Origin of the sequence: Phenylobacterium sp. (genome assembly GCF_035475775.1) — a bacterium.
GTDB lineage: Bacteria > Pseudomonadota > Alphaproteobacteria > Caulobacterales > Caulobacteraceae > Phenylobacterium.
Window position 1 is genome coordinate 1 of the sequence record NZ_DATIMC010000126.1, and the last position, 20,268, is coordinate 20,268.

Sequence of the window (20,268 nt, forward strand, 5' to 3'; positions counted from 1 at the left end):
GACCGCATGCAGACGCGGGTGAAGCTGCGCGCGGTGTTCGTGATGCTCACCTACAGCTTCGGCCAGGGCCCGCGGAAGGACAGCGGCATCGACTACGGGACCACCGGCGTCAGCGCCGGCGGCGCGCCGCGCTAGCGCCGCGTCACCTCTCCCGCTTTGCGGGAGAGGCGCGAGACGCGTCAATCCCGCAGGTAGATCGAGCGCTTCGGCGTCGCCATGACCCGCCTGAGCATCGGCTCGAACGCGGCGAGCGGCATCGATTCGTAGGCGGGGTCGAAGGCGCTCTGGTCATAGAGGTGGCAGAACTGGGCGCAGTGCTCGAAGTGCGGGTGGCCGCGGAACTGCTCGCGCATGTCGCGGTCGAGGCCGATGTGGTGGAAGAAGTAGTAGCCCTGGAACACGCCGTGCTTCTCGACCATCCAGTGGTTGGCCTCCGAGACGTAGGGCTTGAGGATGCAGGCGCCCAGTTCGGCATGCTCGGCCGGCATCAGGATATCGCCGATGTCGTGCAGCAGCGCGCAGACCACGTACTCCTCGTCGCGGCCGTCCTGGTGGGCGCGCGTGGCGGTCTGCAGCGAGTGCTCCAGCCGGTCGACGGCGAAGCCGCCATGATCGCCCTTCAGCAGCTCCAGGTGGGCGAGGATGCGGTCGACGTGCTCGCCGCGGTGCGCGGCGCTGGCGCGGCCGATCGCCTGCCAGTCCTCGGCCGTGCCCTCGGTCATGGCGTGGAACCTGGCGCGGGTCTGCATGGCGGCGTCGTCGGCCATGGCGGCCTCCTGTGAACTTCCTGCCGGGAGGGTGACGCCAGCAGGGTTTCAATTCAATCCCGCTCGTTCCCGCGAAGGCGGGAATCCAAGCTGAGTTCCGGTTTCGACGCCGCTTGCGTCTCCGCCTGCGCGGGGACGAGCGGAGAGGGCCTACTCCGCGGCTTCCTTCTCGGGCTCGGCCACAAAGCCTTTCCAGGAGCGCATGTAGCCCACGAACCGCTCCGACAGGCCCTCGGCGCGCAGGTGCGCCTCCGGGACCGGGCGGGCGATCGGCTCGAGGTCCGGGTCGGCGGCGTAGAGCTTCGGATAGTCGTGGTGCAGGATCGCGGCGCGGCCCAGGAACACGAAGTCCATGCCCCGCTCGAGGCAGGCGCGCACGTCGGCCCCGCTCATGATCTTGCCCGCGCAGCCCAGCCGCACCTTGCCGCGGTCGAGCTCGGTGAAGTAGCTCATCAGGGTGCGGCCCTGGAACGCCTCGTCGGCGGGCTCCTTGGCGTAGTCCCAGAGGCTCATGTCGAGGTAGTCGATCCGGCCCTCCGACATCACCTCCTGGGCCAGCGCGGTGATCTCCGGCAGCTTCAGCTCGAAGCGCTCCGGCGACAGGCGCAGGCCCAGCGAGAAGTCGGCCCGGCAGCGCTCGCGGATGCCGGCGATGACCTCCTTGACGACCCGGCTGCGGTTCTCCGGCGTGCCGCCATAGCGGTCGGTTCGCCGGTTCAGCCCCTCGGAGAGGAACTGGCACAGGATGTAGCTGTGCGCCCCGTGGATCTCGACGCCGTCGAAGCCCGCCCGCTCGGCCCGATGGGCGGCCGCGACGAAATCCTCGACGAGCTGTTCGACCTCGGCCGTGGAGAGCCCGCGCGCGCCGGTCGCCTCGTCATCGGAGGGCCCCACCGGCGCCTGGCCGATCAGATCCTTCGGGCTGCGGATGCCGGCGTGGTGCAGCTGCACGACCGCGACCGAGCCGTCGGCCTTGATGGTCTTCGCGAGCCGGGTCATGCCGGCGAGGTGCTCCTCGCCGAACACCCCGAGCTGGCCCGGGAAGCCCTGGCCCTGGCGCTGCACGTGCGCGGCGCAGGTCATGGTCATGCCGAAGCCGCCCTTGGCCCGCAGGGTCAGCCAGTGGAACTCCTCGTCGGACAGAACGCCGTCGGGATGGCTCTGCAAATTGGTGAGCGGGGCCAGCGCGAAGCGGTTCTTCATCGCCGGGCCGTGGGCGAAGGTCAGCGGCGTGAGCACATCGGTCAAGCTGGAGTTCCCCTCGAACGCTTGTTTGAGAGATGGGTCATAGCGCCCCTTCCGCAAGGGCGCCAAACCCCGCCTCCGCGACCGATCGGCGCCGCGCTTGAGGCCCGCGGCCCGAGCCGCTATGCATCGCGCCTGCGATGCGGGCGTAGTTCAGAGGTAGAACGTCAGCTTCCCAAGCTGAATGTCGTGGGTTCGATTCCCATCGCCCGCTCCATCGCCGTCCGCGCGCGCGGGTCCATCATGCGGCGCCAGAGCGGCGGGATCAGCGCCGTCAGGAGCGCGCCGGCGTAGCCGGCCGGCAGCTCGGCGGCGCCGGGCAGGGGCTCCAGCGCCTGGTACGGGCGCTGGGTCAGGCGGTGGTGGTCGCTGTGGCGGCCCATGTTGAACAGGGCGGCGTTGTTCATCCGGCGCGCCGAGTTCCAGGAATGCTGCGGGCCCAGCGGCTCGGGCCGCCCGGAGGCCGCGAGGCGGCGGGTGAGGCCATAGTGGGCCACGTAGTTGAAGCTCTCCAGGAGCGCGACGGCGATCAGGGCTGTGGCCGCCACGAAAGCCAGGGCGCGGAGGCTGACAAGGCCCAGGACCAGGAGAAGCCCCGCTTCCAGCGCCAGGTAGCCGAGCACCCGGTTGCCGGGACCGACGGCGGCGCGGCCGGCGCGGCGCAGGCGATCCGCCTCGAAGCCCCAGGCCTCGGCGAACTGGCCCACGATCGAGCGCGGCAGGAAGGCGTAGAGGCTCTCGCCCAGCCGGGCGCTGGCGGGATCGCGCCAGGTCGCCGCCCGGCGATGGTGGCCGTGCACGTGGGCGATGCGGAAGTGCATGTAGAAGACCGCGCCCAAGAGCGCGAGCCCCAGCGCCCGCTCGGCCCGCGAGCGGCTGTGGATCATGTCGTGGGCGGCGACGAAGCCGAACACGCCCAGCGTGACGCCGGCGGAGAGCGCCAGGCCCGCCGCCTCGGCGAGGCTCGTGGCCGGGCGCGCGGCCACCGCCGCGGCCCAGGCGAAGGCGGCGAGCTGCAGGGGAATGTAGAGCCACAGGATCAGCCGGTGCGCCGGCCCCGCCCCCGCGCCGGCGGGCTCGTGCTCGTCGCCGAACGCCGCGTCGAGGCTGGTCAGCGCCAGCGGCGTGGCGATCGCCGGGGCGAGCGTCCAGCCGCCGCCGAGCCAGGCTCCCAAAGGAAGCAGGGCCAGGAAGGCGAACGGCGTGCAATATCTCAGCGCCGCCATGCGGCCCTCGCGCGGATCTCCGGCCCCTCGCTTGCGGAAACGTACATGGCTGCAATCCGTTGAGGTGCATCGGATGAAAATCGGCGCGATCCCCGAAACGCCCCTCGAATGGCTGGCGCTGAAGCTCGGGCTCGTGCCGGAGCCGATCGTCGACACCCACGCGGCGATGCTGCTGGCGCGGACCGTGATGGCGGGCGCCGAGCTCGGGGTGTTCGACGCCCTGGCCAAGGGACCGCTGGGCGTCGAGGCCGTGGCCACCGCCTGCGGCGCGGCGCCGGGTCCGACCGGGCTGCTGATGGAGGCGCTCGCCGCCTGCGGCTACCTGCGCCGCCGGGGCGGTGGGTTCGCGCTCACCGGCCGGTCGCGCAAATGGCTGCTGGCCGATGCGCCGGCCTCTGTGCGCGACAAGCTGCTGCTGCAGGTGATCGAATGGCGCTGGCTGGAAGAGCTGGAGGCCTTCGTGCGCACCGGCCTGCCGCTGGAGTTCCACGACGCGATCTCGGCTGCGGAGCTCGATCTGTATCACCGCGGCATGCGCGCCCTGGCGCAGGTGGCGGGCGGCGAGGTCGCCCGGCGAACGCCTGTGCGGCGCGGCGCCACGCTGATGCTCGACATCGGCGGCTCGCACGGCCATTACGCCGCGGAGCTCTGCCGTCGCCATCCCGGCCTGAGCGCCGAGGTCATGGACCTGCCCGAGGCGGTCGAGGCGGCCGCGCCGATCCTGGCCCGCGAGGGGCTGGGCCAGCGGGTCGTGCATCGGGCCGGCGACGCGACGACAGCCGACCTCGGATCCGAGCGCTACGACCTGGTGCTGATGTCCAACCTCGCCCATCACCTGGACGACGGCCAGAACCGCGACCTCGCCGAGCGCGTGGCGCGCGCGCTGAAGCCCGGCGGGGCTTTCGTGATCCAGGAGCCGGCGCGCGCCGAGCCGTCCGGGCGCGCGGGCTGGGCGCCGGCCCTGCTCGGGCTCTACTTCGCCCTGCAGAGCCGGCCCGGCGTCCGGACCTGGACGGTCGCCGAGATGGCCGGCTGGCAGGCCGCCGCCGGCCTGCGTCCACGCCGCGCCAAGCCGTTGCTGACTGCGCCGGGCTGGGTGCAGCAGGCGGCGATCCGATACTGACAGAGGCTTGCTCCTAGGGAGACCGCTCCATGACCACCGTCCTCGTCACCGGCGCGAACCGCGGCATCGGCCTGGAGTTCGTGCGCCAGTACGCCGCCGAGGGCGCGGCGGTGATCGCCTGCTGCCGCCGCCCAAACGAAGCCGCCGCGCTGGGCGAACTGGCCCAGAGCTCCGGCGGGCGCGTGCGCATCCTGCCGCTGGACGTGGCCGACGAGGAGTCCATCGCCACGCTGAAAGCCGTGCTGGGCGAGGAGCCGATCGACATCCTCGTCAACAACGCCGGCGTCGGCGGGCCGCGCGAGCAGTCGGCCGGCAAGATCGACGCGCGCGGCTGGCTCGAGGCCTTCCGGGTCAACACGGTGGCCCCGGTGCTGATCGCTCAGGCGCTGCACGACAACCTGAAGCGTGGCCGGGAGAGGAAGCTGGCGGCGATCACCAGCCAGCTCGGCTCGACGGCAAACAACAGCGGCGGCCGGTATGCCTACCGCTCGTCCAAGGCCGCTCTCAACAACGCCATGCGCGGCCTCTCCCGCGACTGGGCCGCCGACGGGATCGCGGTCGGCATCTTCCACCCCGGCTGGGTGCAGACCGACATGGGCGGCCGCGGCGCGCCGCTGACGCCGGAGACCAGCGTCCGCGGCCTTCGCCAGCGCATCGCCGAGCTGTCGCCGGCCACCAGCGGCGGCTATCGCGACTACGCCGGCGCGGAGCTGCCCTGGTGAGGCCCGGGGCGAGGCGCGCGCCTCACCAGATCCGCACGCGGTCGGCGGGTGCGACGTAGAGCTTGTCGCCCGGCTTGACGTCGAACGCCCGGTACCAGCCGTCGACATTGCGAAGCGTGCCGTTCACCCGGTAGCGCGAGGGCGAGTGGGGATCGACCACCAAGAGCTGCTTGCCCCGGTCCTCGCGCATCTTCTCGCGCCACACCTGCGCCCAGCCGAGGAACACCCGCTGGTCGCCCGTCGTCCCGTCGACGACCGGCGCGGGCCTGCCCTTCAGCGAGGCGTGGTAGGCGTCCAGCGCCAGCGAGACGCCGCCCATGTCGCCGATGTTCTCGCCGAGCGTCAGATGGCCGTTCACGTGCGCGCCCGGGTAGGGCTCGAAGGCGGAGTACTGGGCCGCCAGCTTCTCGGCCTCCACCTTGAACTTCGCCGCGTCCTCCGGCGTCCACCAGTCGCGCAGCACCCCGTCGCCGTCGGACTTGCGGCCCTGGTCGTCGAAGCCGTGGCTGGTCTCGTGGCCGATCACCCCGCCGATGCCGCCGTAGTTGATCGCCGGATCCGCGTCGGGATCGAAGAACGGCGGCTGCAGGATCGCGGCCGGGAACACGATCTCGTTGTTCACCGGGTTGTAATAGGCGTTCACCGTCTGGGGCGTCATGCCCCACTCGGTCTTGTCCACCGGCCCGTTCAGCCGCGCCACGTCGCGCCGCCACTCGAAGGCGCCGGCCCGCAGCACGTTGCCGAAGAGATCGGTGGGGGAAAGCGACAGCCTGGCGTAGTCGCGCCACTTCACCGGATAGCCGATCTTGACGGTGAATTTGGCGAGCTTCTCCAGCGCGCGGGCCTTGGTCTGCGGGCTCATCCAGTCGAGCTTCTCGATGCGCGCCTTGAGCGCGGCCTGGATGTCGCCCACCAGCGCATCCATCTTGGCCTTGGACGCGGGCGGGAAGTAGCGGGCGACATAGACCCGGCCCACGCTCTCGCCGATGGCGCGGTTGGTGAAGGCCACCGCGCGCTTCCAGCGCGGCTGCTGCTCCGGCTGGCCTGCGAGGGTCTTGTTGTGGAACTCGAAATGGGCGTCGGCGAAGCGCTTCGAGAGGTAGGGCGCGCCGCGGTCGGCGACGTGGAAGGCCTGCCAGGCCTTGAGCGTCTCGAGCGGAGTGCCGGCATAGATCTGGGCGAACTTCGGAAACGCGGTGTTGGTGGTCACCACGATGCGGTCGAGATTGGCCGGCAGCTCGGTTCCGGCCAGATAGCGCTTCCAGTCGAAGCCGGGCGTCATCGCCTGCAGCTCGGCCAGCGTGGCCGGATTGTAGGTCTTGTCGCGGTCCCGCCGCTCGGTGCGCGGCCAGGTCGCCTCCGCCAGCCGATCCTCGAAGGCGACCACCTGCTTGGCGTTTTCCGCCGGCTTGGGCCAGCCGATCATGGTCAGCATCTGCTGCACATAGGCCAGGTACTTGGCCTTCTTGTCGGCGAACGAGGCCTGCAGGTAATAGTCGCGATCCGGCAGGCCGAGGCCGCTGGTCTCAGCGTAGACGGCGTAGCGCTTGGGGCTCTTCTCGTCGATGTCGATGCTCACCGGCAGGATGCTTGCGAAGCCGGTCGTGTTGGCCTTGCCCATCAGGGCGGTGAACTGCGCCTTGGTCGTGACCGCCTTCACCTGGGCGAGCTCGGGAGCCAGCGGCCTCGCGTCCAGCTTGTCGGCCAGCGACTCGTTCATGAAGGAGGCGTAGGCCGCGCCGATCTTCGCCGCGTCAGGGTCCTTCAGAAGGCCGGCCTGGGCCTCCTCGAGGATCGCGTGCACCCGGGCCTCGGAGAGCTCGATGAGCTTGTCGAAGTTGCCGTATCGGGTGCGGTCCGGCGGGATCTGCGTGCGCGCGTCCCACTTGCCGTTGGCGTACCCGTAGAAGTCGTCGCCAGGCTTGACCGCGGGATCCATGCCCGTCGTGTCGAAGCCCCAGGTCCCGTACTTCGGCGTCGGGGGCGGCTGGTCGATCTTGACCTGGGCCTTGGGCGCGGCGGCCGCCTTGCCCACATGCTTCGCCGCCGGATGGTGGGTCTTGGCCGCGAGGCTCGGATCGGCGCTCAGGGCCAGCGCGGCGACGCCCGCGGCGGAAAGCAATAGGTTCCTCAGCACTGGCCTCATTTCGCCCCCGGCGGTTCGCCAACAGCGCGGGTCACGATGTTTTCGCCCGCGAGCGCGCATCAAAAGTGGAAAAACGGCCCCGGCGCAAGAGACCGCGGCGTCTAGGCGCACGAGGCTCAGCGAGCTTCCGGCAGCAGCCGCTCGTAGGTGCGCCGGATCACGCCGTAGCACTCGCAGGCCAGGGCCTCCAGGACGGGCCGGTCGATGATGTCCACCACCCCGCGCCGATAGCGGATCGCGCCCTTCTCCTGCAGCGCGCGGGCGACCGCCGTCACCGTGGTGCGCTGCACGCCCAGCATGTCGGCCAGGAACTCCTGGGTCAGCGCGACGGTGTCGGTGGAGATGCGGTCATGGCAGGTGAGCAGCCACCGGCAGAACCGCGCCTCGACAGAATGCAGGGCGTTGCACGCCACCGACTGGATGGCGTGGCCGAACAGGGCCTCGCCGTGCCGATCCACGAGCTCGCGCAGGCGCGGGCTCCTTTCCCACGCCTCGTGCAGCGGGACGGCGTTGATGCGCGCCGCCCTGGTCGGCGTCTGCACGATCGCCCGCACCAGCGACTGCCGCGGCGAGACGGCCGCCGATATGCCCAGCGCCCCTTCACGCCCGATGGTGGCGCTCTCGATGGCCGCGCCGCTCTCCATAAGGGTCATCATCGAGATGACGCCGTCGTGGGGGAAATAGACCTGCTCGACCCGATCGCCGGGATCGTACAGCAGCCGGCCGCGCTCCAGCTCGATCTGCACGAGGTGTGGCGCGAGAAGCCCCTGGTCTTCGGCGGGAAGGGAGGCGAGCAGCAGGTTTTGCAACGCGGAATATGGCCTCTGCATCGGGGCTAGGAAACGTCGCCATGCGGCTTCGGTTTCCAAGTTATCGACGCAGGGTGGCAAAGACTGTCGAGAACTCGACACTTCCTCGAAGATATCTGCCAATCCGCAGAAAACATTGTGCGAAGAACTACAGAATTCTGGATTTTCGCGGCCGCGCTGGAATGTCGAAGAGCCGACGCAACTATATCTATCGAGGCTTAGGACGCCGAATCAGCACCAACTTGCTTTTTGATAAAGCGAATCACTCAGCCGGTCTTCCGACGCCTGGAAGAAAGATCGCTCCACGCGCGATTCCGGCTGACGTTCGGCCGGATCGCGGCGCAGGCGAGGGGCGCCGATCCCGACCGGCTGGTGGGACGACCTGTTCGACGACCGGTCGGCCGCGGTCAGTGCGCGGTGATGGTGGTCGAGGTCATCCAGCCGCGGTTGCCGTTCTCGTCGTCCACCTCCCACCAGATGCCGTTCTTCTGGCCGGTGGGAAACACCGTGTCGCCCACGCTGACGCTGCGCATGGGCTTGGCTTTCGTCGAGGGCGTGATGCGGATGATGGTCGCCTGGGTGACGCGATAGCCTTGCGACCCGGCCGCCGCGCTGGCCTGTGCGCCGGTGGGAACCGCGCCGCCCTGCAGGTGGTGCACGAGGTCGATGAAGGCGTTGAAGTAGGCCGCCGAGATCACCTTGCCGATCTCGGTGTTGGAATAGCCGCCGCCGGCCGCGGCCGCGAAACCGCCCCAGCCGTAGCTGCCGCCGCCCAGCTCGAAGCCGACGTCGGTCTTCTGGGCGGTGCCTTCCGCCACATAGAGCTGCTCGGTGGTGCGCGCATCGACCAGGGTGATCAGCGCCTGCGCCTCCGAGCGCTTGCTGCGGAATCCGCCGGCCAGCGCGCCCACCGGGCCGAAGCGGCTGCCGAGCAGCCCGCCCACCGCGGCGCCGACGTTGTTGCCGCCGGCGTTGGAGTTCGAGTTGGCGATATCGGGGATGATGAAGAAGTCGGCGGCGGCGACCTGGCCCTTGCCGATGTTCGAGCCGCGCCGGAGGTCGCCCGACGAGTTGAGCTCGGCCTCCTCGCGGCGCATCGCCAGGCCCATGTTGCGGTCGACGATCCGCAGGCAGTTGGAGCGCGAGGCGAACAGCTTGAGCAGGGTCTCGGGATGCGACAGGCCCAGCGGCGTCCACCAGTCGTGGTCCGGCTCGCGGATCGCGGCGCGTCCGAGCGGGGCGGCGCACTGCGGCATCTCCGGCGTGCCGGACGGCTTCTTCTTGTCCATGCCGTACTGCGCGGCGGCCGGCTGTGCGGCGGCGAGCGCGGCGGCCAGGCTAACGGCTGCCGCGGCGGCGGAAATCATACGCATCTGAACCCCCAGATTTACCCGCTGAGAGCGGAAGACCAACGGTATCCGCCGCCGCGCCGGGGTCAAGCGGGAGATGGCGTCGGTGCGCTCGCGGGCGCCCGCGACGAAGCGCCCGGACCGGCATTGGCGACGTCCGGTCCGGGGCTCGCCAGCCGGCGAGGGCGCGAGCGAGGGGGAATAGGTGCTCTAGCCCGCCACCACCAGCTTGCCCGTCATGCCCGGGTGGTACTTGCAGTAGAAGCTCACCACGCCGGGCGTCTTCAGCACGGTGCGCGCATGCGCCTTGGGCGGCAGGTCCACGTCGAAGCTGCCGTCCTGGGCGGTCACGGTGTGCTGGAAGATGTCGTCGTTGATCCACTCGATGGCGTCGCCGGCCTTCAGCCCGGTGGGCGTCGGGCCATAGGCCATGTTGGCGATGGTCACCGGGTAGGTCTTGGGCGCCGGCGGGGCGGCGCGGTTGCAGGCGGCCAGGCTCAGCAGAGCCAGGCCGGCCGCCGCCGCCATGCTGCGCGAGACGGCGCCCATGGGCCTACTTCAGGCCGGCCGCCAGCATCTCGGCGTGATGCTGGTGTTCGGTGAACAGCTTCAGCCCGGTCTGCAGCAGGCTCTTCAGCTCGGGGTTCTGGGCGTCCGGGATCAGCGTCGACTGGAGGGCGCCGTTGACCGTCTTGTGGTAGGCGACCTCGTTGTTGGCGTAGGCCTTGTCGAACGCCTTGCCGGAAAGCTTGGCGAGGTCCTTCAGCTTGGCGTCGGCGGCGGCCTTCAGGGACTGGCTGGTCGGGTTGTCCTGCGGGGTGACGCCGAGCTTCTTGACCAGCGCCAGGGCCTTGTCGTTCACCGCGGTGTGGTCGCGGACCATCTCCTTGGCGAACTCCAGCACCTGCTTGTTGTGCGACTTCTTCAGCGCCTGTTTGCCGGCGGCGATGTCGATATTGCCGGCCGTGTAGGCGATGTGGGCGATCTGTGCGTCGTTGGGCTTGGCCCCCTGGGCCAGAGCGGCCGCCGGCAGCGCCAAGGCGAGCGCCGCGGCCGCCAGGAAAGTCCTTCGGATCATCTGGTTGTCTCCTCTGCGGGGGCGTCAGTGCCCGTCCCTTGTGGCTCCGCTCCCAGCGAACATTGGACTGTTTCGGCCGCCGAAGGTTCCCGAGGGCCTTGGGAACCTTGCCCGGCGCGCCGCATCGAAGCAGGGTAGGGGAGCAAAAGGGGCCTTGATGACCGTCGCAACCGAAGTCGTCGATTACGCCAGGCTGCCGGAGGCCGAGCTCGTGGCGCTCGCCAAGGCCGGCCGGCGCGAGGCCTTCGCCGCGATCATGAAACGCGGCAACCAGCGGCTGTTCCGCATCGCCCGCGCCGTGGTGCGCGACGAGGGCGAGGCCGAGGACGTGCTGCAGGAGGCCTATGTGCGGGCCTTCACCCGGCTCGCCGATTTCCGCGGCGAGGCCTCGATCTACACCTGGCTCACCCGCATCGTTCTCAACGAGGCCCACGGCCGCCTGCGCAAGCGGCGCGACACCGTGGACCTGGCGGCGCTTGAGGCCGCCCAGGCCGACACCGGACGGATATTGATGTTCCCCTCAGCTTTTGGCTCGGGCGATCCCGAGCGCGACGCCGCGCGCGCCGAGGCGCGGCGGCTCCTCGAGCGCGCGGTCGACGACCTGCCGGAGGCGTTCCGGCTGGTGTTCGTGATGCGCGACATCGAGGAATGCTCGATCGAGGAGACCGCGCGCAACCTCGACGTGCGGCCCGAGACGGTGAAGACCCGGCTGCACCGCGCGCGCCGGCTGCTCCGCAAGAGCCTGGACGACCAGCTGTCGGGCGCGCTGACCGGGGCCTTCCCGTTCCTCGGCGCCCGCTGCGACCGCATCACCGCCGGCGTGCTGCAGCGGATGAGGCTCTGAGCCGCGCGTGCAGCCGCGCCGAAAACCCCCTAGATAGGCGCGGACAGACCCGGAGCTCCGCATGAACCGCGCCGCCGCGTTCGCCGCCGTCCTTGGGCTGGCCGGCCCGAGCCTCGCCACGGCCGCCGTCGCGCCGCCGAAGCTCGGCATCGCCAGCTTCGCCGAGCTGAAGACGCCGTTGCCCTATCCCTATGACGAGGCGCTGGGCGCCAAGGCGAGCGACGCCGCCGTCGCCCGCGCCAAGGCGCGCGCGCTGAAGACCCGCAAGCTCCTGCTCATCGACCTCGGCGGCAACTGGTGCGGCGACTGCCGGGTGCTGGCGGGGACCCTGCAGCGTCCCGAGCTGCGGGCCTTCGTGGACCGGCACTACGAAATCGTCATGGTCGACGTGGGCCGCTTCGACAAGAACCTGCAGGTGCCGGCCCGCTACGGCCTCACCAAGCGCCTGGAAGGCGTGCCAGCCCTGCTGATCGTCGATCCGCGCTCCGACAGGCTGCTCGATCCCGGTCACGAAGCCGCCCTCGCCGACGCCCGTCACATGACGCCCCAGGCGCTCGCCGACTGGCTGGCGCAGTGGGTGCGCTGATCGGTCCGCTCCTCGCCCCGGCAAGACGTGGCTCGCGGCCGGCGCCTCAGGTGGTCGGCCCCGGCGCCTCGAGGACGGCGATGGTGCTGGCGTAGGGTCCGCCGCGGTAGGGGGCGATGAGGACCAGGGTGCGCCGGGCTGCTGGAGCGAAGAAGGCGACCGCCTGGCCGTCGCTGTCGCGCCGCCAGCCGGCCAGGCACTCGTGCGCCCAGCCGTCGAGGCCCTCGGCGCGCACGTAGGCCACGCAGGCGAGCATCAGCGGGCGCTCGCCGGCCGGCTGGATGGCGCAATGGAAGCCGTCGGCCTCGTCTGCGGGCCTGAGCGTGGTGGCGAAGCCGGCCTCGTGCGGCGGGCCCTTGACCGCCTCGAAGCGGCCGGGGCTGGCCTCGACAGCGGCGCTGAGCACGCGGCAGAACTCGGCGTAGCTGGGCGGGGCGGCGGCGGCCGGGGCGGCGAGGCCGAGCAGCGCGAGACCCGCGGCGGCGGCGGTTCCGATCCGGCCCGGCATGTGCAACATCTCCGGCTGAAGCGGCGCCATGTGAGCGCGTCCGGCCGCCGGCGTCAAAGCCCATCGCGCAGCTCGCGCGTTCATGGTTTGCTGACGGCGCAGCCGAAGGAGCTCGAGCATGGCGAGGCTTTCCGACGAGGACATGGAGCGGCTGGCGCTGCACTCGGCGTTCGGCCTGCTGCTGGTCACCAAGTGGATGGCCGGGCGCAGCGACGTCGATCCCGAGATCCGCGAGCGGCTCAGGGGCCACGTCTCGGCGATCGAGGGCGTGCTGGTCGCCCGCGGCCACGACTGGATCAGGGACGAGCTCGAGGCCGTCGAGGCCCAGCTCGGCGGCTGAACGGACCTCCCGAGCGGAAGCCCCCTCCACCCTGCCCCGTGGGGAGGAAATCAGCCTAGTGCGGGGCCGTGCCGTTGGTGGCGGGGGCGGTCTCGGTCGTCGTAGTGGTGGTGGTCGCCGCGTGGTGATGGCGCCTGGCGTGATGGCGGCGATGGCGGGGGGTCGCAGAGCCGCTCGAGCCGCCGGTCGCCTTGGCGGCCACCGTGCCGACGCCGGCCCCGACCGCGGCTCCCACCGGCCCGCCGACCACCGCGCCCGCGACGCCGCCGACCGCCGCGCCCTTCTCCGTCCGCGTCTGCGCCAGCGCCGAAGCCGAGCTGAGGATGAGCCCGCCCGCGGCGAGGCTCGCAATGAGGACCTTGGTCATGCCGTCCGTCTCCGTGTTGTCCCGAGGGCGTCAGTGCGCGAGCGCCGCCGAGGTTCCTGCCGGGAGCCGGGACGCGAAAGGCCCCGGCGCTCCGCTCGAGGGGAGGCCGGGGCCGGAACGGCGGCGGGCGGTGTTCGGGGGGGCGTCGTGACCGCCGCTCCGGCGCAGGAAATGTCCGACGCGGCGCTTCGTTTCCAACGCGCCGGATCACGAACGCGGGAGCTTCGCGGCCCTGGAACCGGGGCGGAGCTCGGCGGATTTCAGCAGCCACGACCTGCAGGAGACAAGCGATGGCCGAGCCCGCGACGGCGAGCCCGCAGGAATATATCCGCCGCGCCCTGGAAGCAGCCGAGATCGCCGACGGCTGCTTCGAGCCGGCGATCCGCGAGTCGTTCTTCACCCTGGCGGAGCTGCGGCTGCAGCAGGCGGAGGCGGGCTTCGCGGGCGAGCCGGAGGCGCCGGAGGCGCCCGCCGCGGATTGACAGAACGCCGCTCTTGCGCACGCAGTTCGAGCCAGGACCGCGAGGTCGGCTCGAGGTGGGAAAGGGCGCGCAATGGCCAAGTTCGACGACATCCTGGGCACGGTTGGGAACACGCCGGTGGTGCGGATCAACCGGCTCGGCCCCAAGGGCGTGAACCTCTACGTCAAGGTGGAGGCGTTCAATCCGCTGGGCAGCGTCAAGGACCGCCTGGCGCTGGGGGTGATCGAGGCCGCCGAAAAATCCGGCGAGCTGAAGCCCGGCCAGACGGTGATCGAGGCGACCAGCGGCAACACCGGCATCGGCCTGGCCATGGTCTGCGCCGCCAAGGGCTATCCGCTGGTGCTGGTGATGGCCGAGAGCTTCTCGGCGGAGCGGCGCAAGCTGATGCGCTTCCTGGGCGCCAAGCTGGTGCTGACCCCGCCGGCGATGGGCGCCAAGGGCATGGTCGATCTGACCGTCGACCTCGCCAGGCGCAACGGCTGGTTCATGACCCGCCAGTTCGAGAACGAGGCCAATCCGGACATGCACTCGCGCACCACGGCCCGCGAGATCCTCAAGGACTTCGGCGCGGACGGCCTGGACTACTGGGTGACCGGCTACGGCACCGGCGGGACGCTGACCGGCGTCGCCCGCGTGCTCAGGAAGGAGAGCCCGAAGACCAAGATCGTGGTCTGCGAGCCGGCCGACGCCCAGTTGCTGGGCTCCGGCGAGGGCCAGGCGCGCAATCCGGACGGCACGCCCTCGGCCAAGCACCCGGCCTGGAAGCCGCACCCGATGCAGGGCTGGACGCCGGACTTCATCCCGGAGATCACCAGCGAGGCGGTGGACGAGAAGCTGATCGACCGGGTGCTGGCGGTCGCCGGGCCCGACGCCATCCGCTGCAGCCAGGAGCTGGCGCGCCGGGAAGGGATCTTCTGCGGCATCTCCTCAGGCGGGACCTTCGCGGCCGCGCTGCAGGTCGCGGCCGAGGCCAAGCCCGGCGCCAACATCCTGGCCATGCTGCCGGACACCGGCGAGCGCTACCTCTCGACGCCGCTGTTCGCCGACATTGCGCTGGAGATGTCGCCCGAGGAGGCGCAGATCGGCCGCTCCAGCCCGATCTTCCCCGCCCCGCAGCCCGAGCCGGCGTGAGCCGAGGGCTCAGCCCAGCGACGGATGCCTGAGGTCGGCGGCCCACACGCCGACCAGGGCGGCGAGCGCCACCAGCAGCAGGAAGCCGTTCAGCACCACCAGCAGTCCGTGCGGGATCGGCCGCACGTCGGGGGTCGGCGGCGGCACGCCTTCGAACATCTGGCGCCATACCGCGGCGACCAGGCAGAAGCCGGCGAAGACGATCAGCACCGAGGCGGTGGCGCGGGCGAGCCAGTGGGGGATGAGGGCGCCCAGCAGCGCCGGGGCGCCGACGCCGGACGCGAGCGCGGCGAGCGCGGTCCGCACCCAGGCCGCGTAGGTGCGCTCGGCGGCCAGCACCGTGCGCGTGCCCGCCAGCACCGTGCGCCGGTCGGCGGCGTCGGTCTGCTCGACGGCGCTGCTCTTCAGCACGCGGGCGCTGTCGGCCAGGCGCTCGGCGCTCTTGCGCAGCGGCGCGGGCGGCTTCGGCGTCGGATCGCTCATCCGGGCCCTAGAACCCGCCAGGGCGGCCGCAGGCTCCCGGACCTGCGCTCAGCGGCCTTCGGTCCAGACGTCCAGCGGCTGATGCTCCTCGTGCTTGACGAGGAAGTTGTAGCCCACGAACAGGATGATCAGGCCCACGATCGCGCCCCAGACGAAGCCGGCGTCGGTGGCGAACCACAGGGTTGTGAAGGCGATCACGGCCGCGAGCAGGGTCATGCACCAGCGCAGGATGATGTTGAACGTCTTGTAGGTGCGTTCGTGCGCCAGGATCGCCTGGTCGCTGGGATTGGGGGTCGACGGACGTCCGGCAGCCATGCGGTTCCTCCCGATAAACTGGCCTCGCGGAGTCAACGATAGGCACGATATCGCCGTTCCGGGAAGCGGGGCCTTGGGGCGCTAGTGCAGCACCACGGCGGTGGCGGCTTGCGGCGGCGGCGGGCGGCGGTCGGGCTCGTGCAGGGCCGGATCGATCTCCTGCGGCTCGTGGCCGATCGCCCCGCCGAGGCGGAACAGCGGGTCGTTCCAGCGGCTGCGGAGCTGGACGTACTCGCCGGCGCAGCGGGAGAGGTCGCGGCGCACCGGCAGGCCGGCGGCGCGCAGGTGGGCGGCCGCGCGCTGGAAGCGGCCGCGCCAGGCCGCCGCCTGCCGGGCGTCGGGAGGCTCCGGCGGCGCGCCCTCGTCCCTCAGATAGACCCGGCGCAGGGTGTCGATCAGCACCAGGCCGCCGCGCTCCAGGTGTTCGAAGGCCGCCGAGCGCTTGAGCCAGCCCGCCGCCCGCTCGTCGAGCGCGGCGCGCATGATGGCGGCGGCGTCGAGCAGCACCAGGGTGAAGCGGGAGAGCTCGTAATAGGCCTGGGGGAAGCGGAAGTAGAACAGCACCGGGTAGAGGTGGTGCGCTTCCTTGACCCGCGACAGCTCGGCGGCGAGCTCCGCCAGCACGCCATAGCCGGTCTCGAAGCGGCCCTCGGGCCCGAGTCCCGCGACCAGGCGGGCGGCGTCGCCGGTCTGCCGGGTCATCAGCTCCACCTTGAGCGCCAGCTCGTCGCGCGCCTTGAGCGCCGCGTAGAGCTGCATCAGGTAGGTGATGGCCAGGGTCATCACCGAGATGCCGAGGAAGGAATCGAACAGCAGGACCAGCTTGTAGGGCGCGGTGGCGGCGAAGAACGGCGCCGGGCCCACCGAGGCGATCGTGCCGCCGGCCACGTCGAGCGCGGTCACGAAATCGCGCCCGGCTCCGGGGACGTCGGCGCGGACCGCCCCGCCCAGCACCGGATGGATGATCATCGCCGAGCCCACCACCAGCGAGGCGGCCCAGGTGACCAGCAGCGCCACGACCAGCGTCGGGCCGCAGAAGGAGAGCACCCGCGGCCGATGCCGCCCGGCCAGGCGGCCGAGGACCAGGAACAGGTCGCGCACTGCGTGCGCCAGGGGCTTGCTGACGATGGCGATGCCGGCCCGGGCGTAGAGCACGTTGAGGAACACGTCGGCCAGGGTGACCGCGGTCAGCGCCGCGCCGGCGGCCTGCTCCAGACGGAAGACGAACGGCATCCGTCGGCGAACCGGCGGACACCAGGCTGGTTCCGCGCCGCCCCGCCGCGCGTCACAGCGTGATCTGCGTCCCGAGCTCGACGACGCGGCCGGGCGGCAGGTGGAAATAGGTGGTGGGATCGGCCGCGTTCCTCGCCAGGAACCGGAACAGCCGCCCGCGCCAGGCGGCCATCACGGAGGCGGCGCCGGCGACCAGCGAGCGGCGCGAGAGGAAGAAGGAGGTCGCCATGATGTCGAACTTCAGCCCCACCTTGCGGCTGGCGGCGAGCGCGCGGGGCACGTTCGGCGTCTCCATGTAGCCGTAGTGCAGGGTCACGCTCCAGAAGTTCTCGTCGAGCTGGCGCGCCTCGATCCGGCGCTCCTCCGGCACGTAGGGCATCGGCTCGTTGACGACGTTCAGGATCACGTTGCGCTCGTGCAGCACGCGGTAGTGCTTGAGGCTGTGCATCAGCGCGGGCGGCGCGCTCTCGGGATCGCCGGTGAGATAGACCGCCGTGCCGGGGATGCGGGTCGGAGAGCGGGCGGCGATGATCTTGCGCATGTCGTCGAGCGGCAGGCCGTCGCGCGTGATCTTCGCCCGCAACGCGTCGGAGCCCTGCACCCAGGTGGCCATGATCAGGCACAGCGCCCCGCCCAGCGTCAGCGGCACCCAGCCGCCGGTCAGCACCTTCAGCATGTTGGCCGCGAAGAAGGTGAGGTCGAGGGTCAGCAGCGGCGCGATCAGCGCCAGCGACAGCGGCAGGCTCCATTTCCAGTAGTTGCGGACAACCACGAAGGCGAGCGAGGTGGTGACCACCATCGTGCCGGTGACGGAGATGCCATAGGCGTGGCCGAGCGCGTCGGACGAGCGGAACGACAGCACCAGCAGGACCACGCCGGCGTAGAGCAGCCAGTTGATCGAGGCGACGTAGATCTGGCCTGCCTCGGTGGCGGAGGTGACCTTGATGTCCATGCGCGGGAGCAGGCCGAGCTGCACCGCCTGCTGGGTCAGCGAGAAGGCGCCGGTGATCACCGCCTGGCTGGCGATGATGGTGGCGAGCCCCGAGAGCAGGACGAGGCCGATGCGCCAGTCGCCGGGCGCCATCAGGAAGAACCAGTCGTCATTCGCAAGCCGGTGGTGGGCGGCCTGGGCGTGGGCGAGCGCCGTGGAGGCGAGCGCCGCCTGGCCGAAGTAGTTGAGCGCCAGCATCGGGAACACCAGGCTCAGCCAGGAGAGCTGGATCGGCCCGCGGCCGAAGTGGCCCATGTCGGCGGTGAGCGCCTCGGCCCCGGTGACGGTCAGGAAGACGGCGCCCAGCACCAGGAAGCCGACGACGCCGTGATGCAGCAGAAAGCCGGCCGCATAGGTCGGCGAGATCGCCGCCAGCACGCTCGGATCGCCGATCAGCCGCCAGACCCCCAGGCCGCCGATCACCAGGAACCAGACGACCATCACCGGCCCGAAGATGCGGCCCACCTTGGCCGTGCGCCGCGACTGGTAGGCGAAGAGCGCGGTCAGGATGACGAGGGCCACGACGATCACCTCCTCCTCGCCGAACCAGCCCGCGAAGCCCTTCACCGACTTCAGGCCCTCCACCGCGGAGAGCACCGAGATCGCGGGCGTGATGATGCCATCGCCGTAGAACAGCGCCGCGCCTATCGCTCCCAGCGCGAAGAGCAGCGTCGTCCGGGCCCGCACGCTGCGCTGGGCGAGCGCCATCAGCGACAGGACGCCGCCTTCGCCGTTGTTGTCCGCCCGCATGAGGAAGAGGACGTACTTGATGGTCACCACCAGGATCAGCGCCCAGAGCGCCAGCGACAGCACCCCCAGGATCGCTGGGCGAGTGACGCCGTTCTGGGCCGCTTCGGCGAGCGCCAGCTTGAAGGCGTAGAGGGGGCTCGTGCCGATGTCCCCGAACACCACGCCCGCGCTGGCCAGGGCCAGGGTCCAGAAGCGCGCGCCCGTCGGTGGGCCGCGGCCCGCCGGGTGGTTGGTCACTGCCTCTCGATCCTGCGGCTGAGACGCGGCGACGGTGGTGTCGTCCGCCATGCGACTCGCGCTCCAGAGCGCCCGCTTCGGGCGCGGCGGCGGCGCTTTACGCCCGATGCTGCGCCGCAGCAAGCGATATCGAGCTCAGCTCCCGGCGGAGCCGACGGCGGCCGGCGCCTGGGCGAGCGCCGCGGCGACATAGGCGCCCACCAGCTGCACGTGCGGCGCGCGCTCGTCCCTGAGCCTGCCCTCGCCGGAGGGGTTGCGCACGCCCAGCGCCAGCCCCTGGCCGAACCGGCGGCCGATCGGCCACAGGTCGAACTCCGCGGCGTCGAACGGGAAGGCCTGGGCGCGGGTGGCGCGGCGATGCGCCAGCGTCCAGCGCGCCGCCTCGCCGTCGAAGGCGCTCAGCTCCGCCCCGCCGGCCATGGCCGCGACCTCAAGGCGGTCGGCCCGCTCCAGGAGGACGACGGCGGGCGCGCCGCAGATGCGGAACAGGGCCTCGGCCGCGGCCTGCAGGATGCGCCGGCGCGGCGCGCCCTCGATCACCAGCCTGGCCAGGCCGTTCAGCGCCTCGGCGCGATCCGCCGCGAGCTGGGCGGCCAGGCGGCGGCGGCGCGACTCGGCTGCGACGGTGCTCGCGATGGCGGCGACCACCAGCAAGAGGCTGAGCGCCCAGACGTCGGCCGGCGAAGCGATGGTGAGCGAGCCCTTGGGCTCGGTGAAGAACAGGTCGAAGGCGAGCGCCCCGGCCAGCGCCGCCAGCAGCGCCGGGCCCCAGCCGAAGCTCAGGGCCGCCGCCAGCACCGGCAGCACGAACACCAGGGCGATACTGGAGGTGGGCTCCAGGTGCTCGACGATGAAGCCCGCGAGCGCGGCGGCTGCGACCAGCGCCAGCGCCGCGGCGTAGCCGGCGGCGGGCGCGACGCGGCGGCCGGGCTTCGGGATGGGCGGCATGCGCACGATCTTCGCCACGCGGGCGGCTCCGGCAGGGACGTCGCGCCAGCTTAGCCCGATCGGGGCAAGAGAACGATCCCGCGGCCTGGCCGTTACCAAGCCATGCCCGAGGAAGACATCGTCGGCCGATCCGTGACCCGCGGGGCGCAGCCCTCGCGCTGGGCGGTGGCCGCCTTCCTCGCCTGCTGCGGCTTCACCGCCGGGGCGCTGTTCCTGCTGGTGCTCAGCTGGCGCTGATCAGGCGCGCGGCCTGCGCCGATGCCTGTGATGGCGCCGGACCGCGTGACGGGGCCCCGTCGCGGCGGCTCTCGCGACGCGGGCCGCCGCGGGCCGGGCCGCGCCGCTCGGCGAGGCGGCGAGCGGCGGCGGCAGGGGATCGGTGGTGGTCCCGACCACCCCGCGGCTGGTGGTGGTGAGCCCGCCCGCGCCGACGGTCCCGGGCGCGGCGCCCGGCCGCGTGGCCGGCGAGCCGGCGCTGACGGTTCCCGTGCTTTCGGTCTCGGTCGCCCCGTTGGTGGGCGGGCTCGCCGTCGCGGCCGTCGGCGCGCCGGGGGTCTGGGCGAACGCCGTCGCGGCCAGCGGCGCAGC

24 protein-coding genes and 1 tRNA gene are annotated in these 20,268 nt (G+C 71.5%); 10 read left to right on the forward strand and 15 right to left on the reverse strand.

The window, feature by feature from the left end; all coding sequences use genetic code 11:
• Positions 1-179 precede the first annotated feature (179 nt).
• Both VLI41_RS14940 and VLI41_RS14945 read right to left on the reverse strand, forming a co-directional pair.
• The gene (locus VLI41_RS14940; RefSeq protein ID WP_325268879.1) at positions 180-767 is read right to left on the reverse strand and encodes an HD domain-containing protein; all 588 of its coding nucleotides are present in this window, start codon (positions 765-767) and stop codon (positions 180-182) included.
• Between the two features lie 150 nt (positions 768-917).
• On the reverse strand, positions 918-2,006 hold the full coding sequence (locus tag VLI41_RS14945) for an NADH:flavin oxidoreductase (protein ID WP_325268902.1): 1,089 nt from the start codon (positions 2,004-2,006) through the stop codon (positions 918-920).
• A 148-nt stretch (positions 2,007-2,154) separates the two neighbouring features.
• Between VLI41_RS14945 and VLI41_RS14950 the strand changes: the two genes are divergently transcribed.
• Positions 2,155-2,229, forward strand: a tRNA-Gly gene (locus VLI41_RS14950).
• Here VLI41_RS14950 and VLI41_RS16840 read toward each other — a convergent pair.
• On the reverse strand, positions 2,180-3,238 hold the full coding sequence (locus tag VLI41_RS16840; RefSeq protein ID WP_414692571.1) for an alkane 1-monooxygenase: 1,059 nt from the start codon (positions 3,236-3,238) through the stop codon (positions 2,180-2,182). The genes VLI41_RS14950 and VLI41_RS16840 overlap by 50 nt on opposite strands.
• A gap of 73 nt (positions 3,239-3,311) precedes the next feature.
• On the opposite strand from VLI41_RS16840, the gene VLI41_RS14960 reads away from it, so the two are divergent.
• A complete protein-coding gene (locus VLI41_RS14960; RefSeq protein ID WP_325268881.1) occupies positions 3,312-4,361 on the forward strand; it encodes a class I SAM-dependent methyltransferase in 1,050 nt (349 codons plus the stop codon).
• A 29-nt stretch (positions 4,362-4,390) separates the two neighbouring features.
• On the forward strand, positions 4,391-5,083 hold the full coding sequence (locus VLI41_RS14965; protein WP_325268882.1) for an SDR family oxidoreductase: 693 nt from the start codon (positions 4,391-4,393) through the stop codon (positions 5,081-5,083).
• Positions 5,084-5,105: 22 nt separating this feature from the next.
• Here the strand turns inward: VLI41_RS14965 and VLI41_RS14970 are convergent, their stop codons facing one another.
• From VLI41_RS14970 to VLI41_RS14990, 5 genes are all read right to left on the reverse strand, one after another.
• On the reverse strand, positions 5,106-7,229 hold the full coding sequence (locus tag VLI41_RS14970; RefSeq protein ID WP_325268883.1) for a M13 family metallopeptidase: 2,124 nt from the start codon (positions 7,227-7,229) through the stop codon (positions 5,106-5,108).
• 116 nt (positions 7,230-7,345) lie between these two features.
• Complete coding sequence (locus tag VLI41_RS14975) at positions 7,346-8,038, reverse strand: Crp/Fnr family transcriptional regulator (protein ID WP_325268884.1); 693 nt, start codon at positions 8,036-8,038, stop codon at positions 7,346-7,348.
• 407 nt (positions 8,039-8,445) lie between these two features.
• A complete protein-coding gene (locus tag VLI41_RS14980; protein ID WP_325268885.1) occupies positions 8,446-9,411 on the reverse strand; it encodes a CsgG/HfaB family protein in 966 nt (321 codons plus the stop codon).
• 186 nt (positions 9,412-9,597) lie between these two features.
• Positions 9,598-9,936 (reverse strand): cupredoxin domain-containing protein, encoded by a 339-nt coding sequence (locus VLI41_RS14985; RefSeq protein ID WP_325268886.1) that lies wholly within the window; start codon positions 9,934-9,936, stop codon positions 9,598-9,600.
• A gap of 4 nt (positions 9,937-9,940) precedes the next feature.
• Complete coding sequence (locus VLI41_RS14990; RefSeq protein WP_325268887.1) at positions 9,941-10,465, reverse strand: DUF4142 domain-containing protein; 525 nt, start codon at positions 10,463-10,465, stop codon at positions 9,941-9,943.
• 157 nt (positions 10,466-10,622) lie between these two features.
• Between VLI41_RS14990 and VLI41_RS14995 the strand changes: the two genes are divergently transcribed.
• Positions 10,623-11,309 (forward strand): RNA polymerase sigma factor, encoded by a 687-nt coding sequence (locus tag VLI41_RS14995; RefSeq protein ID WP_325268888.1) that lies wholly within the window; start codon positions 10,623-10,625, stop codon positions 11,307-11,309.
• A gap of 61 nt (positions 11,310-11,370) precedes the next feature.
• Positions 11,371-11,895: a thioredoxin family protein gene (locus VLI41_RS15000; RefSeq protein ID WP_325268889.1), complete on the forward strand. Its 525-nt coding sequence runs from the start codon at positions 11,371-11,373 to the stop codon at positions 11,893-11,895.
• Positions 11,896-11,941: 46 nt separating this feature from the next.
• Here VLI41_RS15000 and VLI41_RS15005 read toward each other — a convergent pair whose 3' ends face one another.
• A complete protein-coding gene (locus VLI41_RS15005) occupies positions 11,942-12,433 on the reverse strand; it encodes a hypothetical protein (protein ID WP_325268890.1) in 492 nt (163 codons plus the stop codon).
• Positions 12,434-12,521: 88 nt separating this feature from the next.
• On the opposite strand from VLI41_RS15005, the gene VLI41_RS15010 reads away from it, so the two are divergent.
• Positions 12,522-12,743 carry a hypothetical protein gene (locus VLI41_RS15010; protein ID WP_325268891.1) on the forward strand — a complete coding sequence of 74 codons (222 nt, stop codon included), beginning with the start codon at positions 12,522-12,524 and terminating at the stop codon, positions 12,741-12,743.
• A 55-nt stretch (positions 12,744-12,798) separates the two neighbouring features.
• On the opposite strand, the gene VLI41_RS15015 is transcribed toward VLI41_RS15010, so the two are convergent.
• Complete coding sequence (locus tag VLI41_RS15015) at positions 12,799-13,110, reverse strand: hypothetical protein (protein ID WP_325268892.1); 312 nt, start codon at positions 13,108-13,110, stop codon at positions 12,799-12,801.
• 290 nt (positions 13,111-13,400) lie between these two features.
• Here VLI41_RS15015 and VLI41_RS15020 point away from each other — a divergent pair, with 290 nt between their 5' ends.
• Both VLI41_RS15020 and cysK read left to right on the forward strand, forming a co-directional pair.
• Positions 13,401-13,592, forward strand: coding sequence for a hypothetical protein (locus VLI41_RS15020; protein ID WP_325268893.1), 192 nt, complete (start codon positions 13,401-13,403; stop codon positions 13,590-13,592).
• 72 nt (positions 13,593-13,664) lie between these two features.
• Complete coding sequence (gene cysK / locus VLI41_RS15025; protein ID WP_325268894.1) at positions 13,665-14,723, forward strand: cysteine synthase A; 1,059 nt, start codon at positions 13,665-13,667, stop codon at positions 14,721-14,723.
• Between the two features lie 9 nt (positions 14,724-14,732).
• On the opposite strand, the gene VLI41_RS15030 is transcribed toward cysK, so the two are convergent.
• The 5 genes from VLI41_RS15030 to VLI41_RS15050 form a co-directional block, all read right to left on the reverse strand.
• Positions 14,733-15,206 (reverse strand): DUF202 domain-containing protein, encoded by a 474-nt coding sequence (locus tag VLI41_RS15030; protein ID WP_325268895.1) that lies wholly within the window; start codon positions 15,204-15,206, stop codon positions 14,733-14,735.
• 48 nt (positions 15,207-15,254) lie between these two features.
• Entirely contained in the window at positions 15,255-15,521 is a 267-nt protein-coding gene (locus tag VLI41_RS15035) for a hypothetical protein (RefSeq protein WP_325268896.1), read from the reverse strand.
• 81 nt (positions 15,522-15,602) lie between these two features.
• Complete coding sequence (locus tag VLI41_RS15040; protein ID WP_325268897.1) at positions 15,603-16,754, reverse strand: hypothetical protein; 1,152 nt, start codon at positions 16,752-16,754, stop codon at positions 15,603-15,605.
• 52 nt (positions 16,755-16,806) lie between these two features.
• Positions 16,807-18,783 (reverse strand): potassium transporter Kup, encoded by a 1,977-nt coding sequence (locus VLI41_RS15045; RefSeq protein WP_325268898.1) that lies wholly within the window; start codon positions 18,781-18,783, stop codon positions 16,807-16,809.
• Between the two features lie 84 nt (positions 18,784-18,867).
• Entirely contained in the window at positions 18,868-19,698 is an 831-nt protein-coding gene (locus VLI41_RS15050; RefSeq protein ID WP_325268899.1) for a DUF4118 domain-containing protein, read from the reverse strand.
• Positions 19,699-19,782: 84 nt separating this feature from the next.
• Between VLI41_RS15050 and VLI41_RS15055 the strand changes: the two genes are divergently transcribed.
• Both VLI41_RS15055 and VLI41_RS15060 read left to right on the forward strand, forming a co-directional pair.
• On the forward strand, positions 19,783-19,917 hold the full coding sequence (locus tag VLI41_RS15055) for a hypothetical protein (protein WP_325268900.1): 135 nt from the start codon (positions 19,783-19,785) through the stop codon (positions 19,915-19,917).
• A gap of 145 nt (positions 19,918-20,062) precedes the next feature.
• On the forward strand, positions 20,063-20,268 hold a 206-nt coding region (locus VLI41_RS15060), incomplete at its 3' end, for a hypothetical protein (protein ID WP_325268901.1).

What these genes read in the sequence shown, in the direction of transcription:
- VLI41_RS14940 (WP_325268879.1), bottom strand. Translation starts at nt 767, where the DNA reads ATGGCCGACGACGCCGCCATGCAGACCCGCGCCAGGTTCCACGCCATG.
- VLI41_RS16840 (WP_414692571.1), bottom strand. Translation starts at nt 3,238, where the DNA reads ATGGCGGCGCTGAGATATTGCACGCCGTTCGCCTTCCTGGCCCTGCTT.
- VLI41_RS14960 (WP_325268881.1), top strand. Translation starts at nt 3,312, where the DNA reads ATGAAAATCGGCGCGATCCCCGAAACGCCCCTCGAATGGCTGGCGCTG.
- VLI41_RS14965 (WP_325268882.1), top strand. Translation starts at nt 4,391, where the DNA reads ATGACCACCGTCCTCGTCACCGGCGCGAACCGCGGCATCGGCCTGGAG.
- VLI41_RS14970 (WP_325268883.1), bottom strand. Translation starts at nt 7,229, where the DNA reads ATGAGGCCAGTGCTGAGGAACCTATTGCTTTCCGCCGCGGGCGTCGCC.
- VLI41_RS14980 (WP_325268885.1), bottom strand. Translation starts at nt 9,411, where the DNA reads ATGCGTATGATTTCCGCCGCCGCGGCAGCCGTTAGCCTGGCCGCCGCG.
- VLI41_RS14985 (WP_325268886.1), bottom strand. Translation starts at nt 9,936, where the DNA reads ATGGGCGCCGTCTCGCGCAGCATGGCGGCGGCGGCCGGCCTGGCTCTG.
- VLI41_RS14990 (WP_325268887.1), bottom strand. Translation starts at nt 10,465, where the DNA reads ATGATCCGAAGGACTTTCCTGGCGGCCGCGGCGCTCGCCTTGGCGCTG.
- VLI41_RS14995 (WP_325268888.1), top strand. Translation starts at nt 10,623, where the DNA reads ATGACCGTCGCAACCGAAGTCGTCGATTACGCCAGGCTGCCGGAGGCC.
- VLI41_RS15000 (WP_325268889.1), top strand. Translation starts at nt 11,371, where the DNA reads ATGAACCGCGCCGCCGCGTTCGCCGCCGTCCTTGGGCTGGCCGGCCCG.
- VLI41_RS15005 (WP_325268890.1), bottom strand. Translation starts at nt 12,433, where the DNA reads ATGGCGCCGCTTCAGCCGGAGATGTTGCACATGCCGGGCCGGATCGGA.
- VLI41_RS15010 (WP_325268891.1), top strand. Translation starts at nt 12,522, where the DNA reads ATGGCGAGGCTTTCCGACGAGGACATGGAGCGGCTGGCGCTGCACTCG.
- VLI41_RS15015 (WP_325268892.1), bottom strand. Translation starts at nt 13,110, where the DNA reads ATGACCAAGGTCCTCATTGCGAGCCTCGCCGCGGGCGGGCTCATCCTC.
- VLI41_RS15020 (WP_325268893.1), top strand. Translation starts at nt 13,401, where the DNA reads ATGGCCGAGCCCGCGACGGCGAGCCCGCAGGAATATATCCGCCGCGCC.
- cysK (WP_325268894.1), top strand. Translation starts at nt 13,665, where the DNA reads ATGGCCAAGTTCGACGACATCCTGGGCACGGTTGGGAACACGCCGGTG.
- VLI41_RS15030 (WP_325268895.1), bottom strand. Translation starts at nt 15,206, where the DNA reads ATGAGCGATCCGACGCCGAAGCCGCCCGCGCCGCTGCGCAAGAGCGCC.
- VLI41_RS15035 (WP_325268896.1), bottom strand. Translation starts at nt 15,521, where the DNA reads ATGGCTGCCGGACGTCCGTCGACCCCCAATCCCAGCGACCAGGCGATC.
- VLI41_RS15040 (WP_325268897.1), bottom strand. Translation starts at nt 16,754, where the DNA reads ATGCCGTTCGTCTTCCGTCTGGAGCAGGCCGCCGGCGCGGCGCTGACC.
- VLI41_RS15045 (WP_325268898.1), bottom strand. Translation starts at nt 18,783, where the DNA reads ATGGCGGACGACACCACCGTCGCCGCGTCTCAGCCGCAGGATCGAGAG.
- VLI41_RS15055 (WP_325268900.1), top strand. Translation starts at nt 19,783, where the DNA reads ATGCCCGAGGAAGACATCGTCGGCCGATCCGTGACCCGCGGGGCGCAG.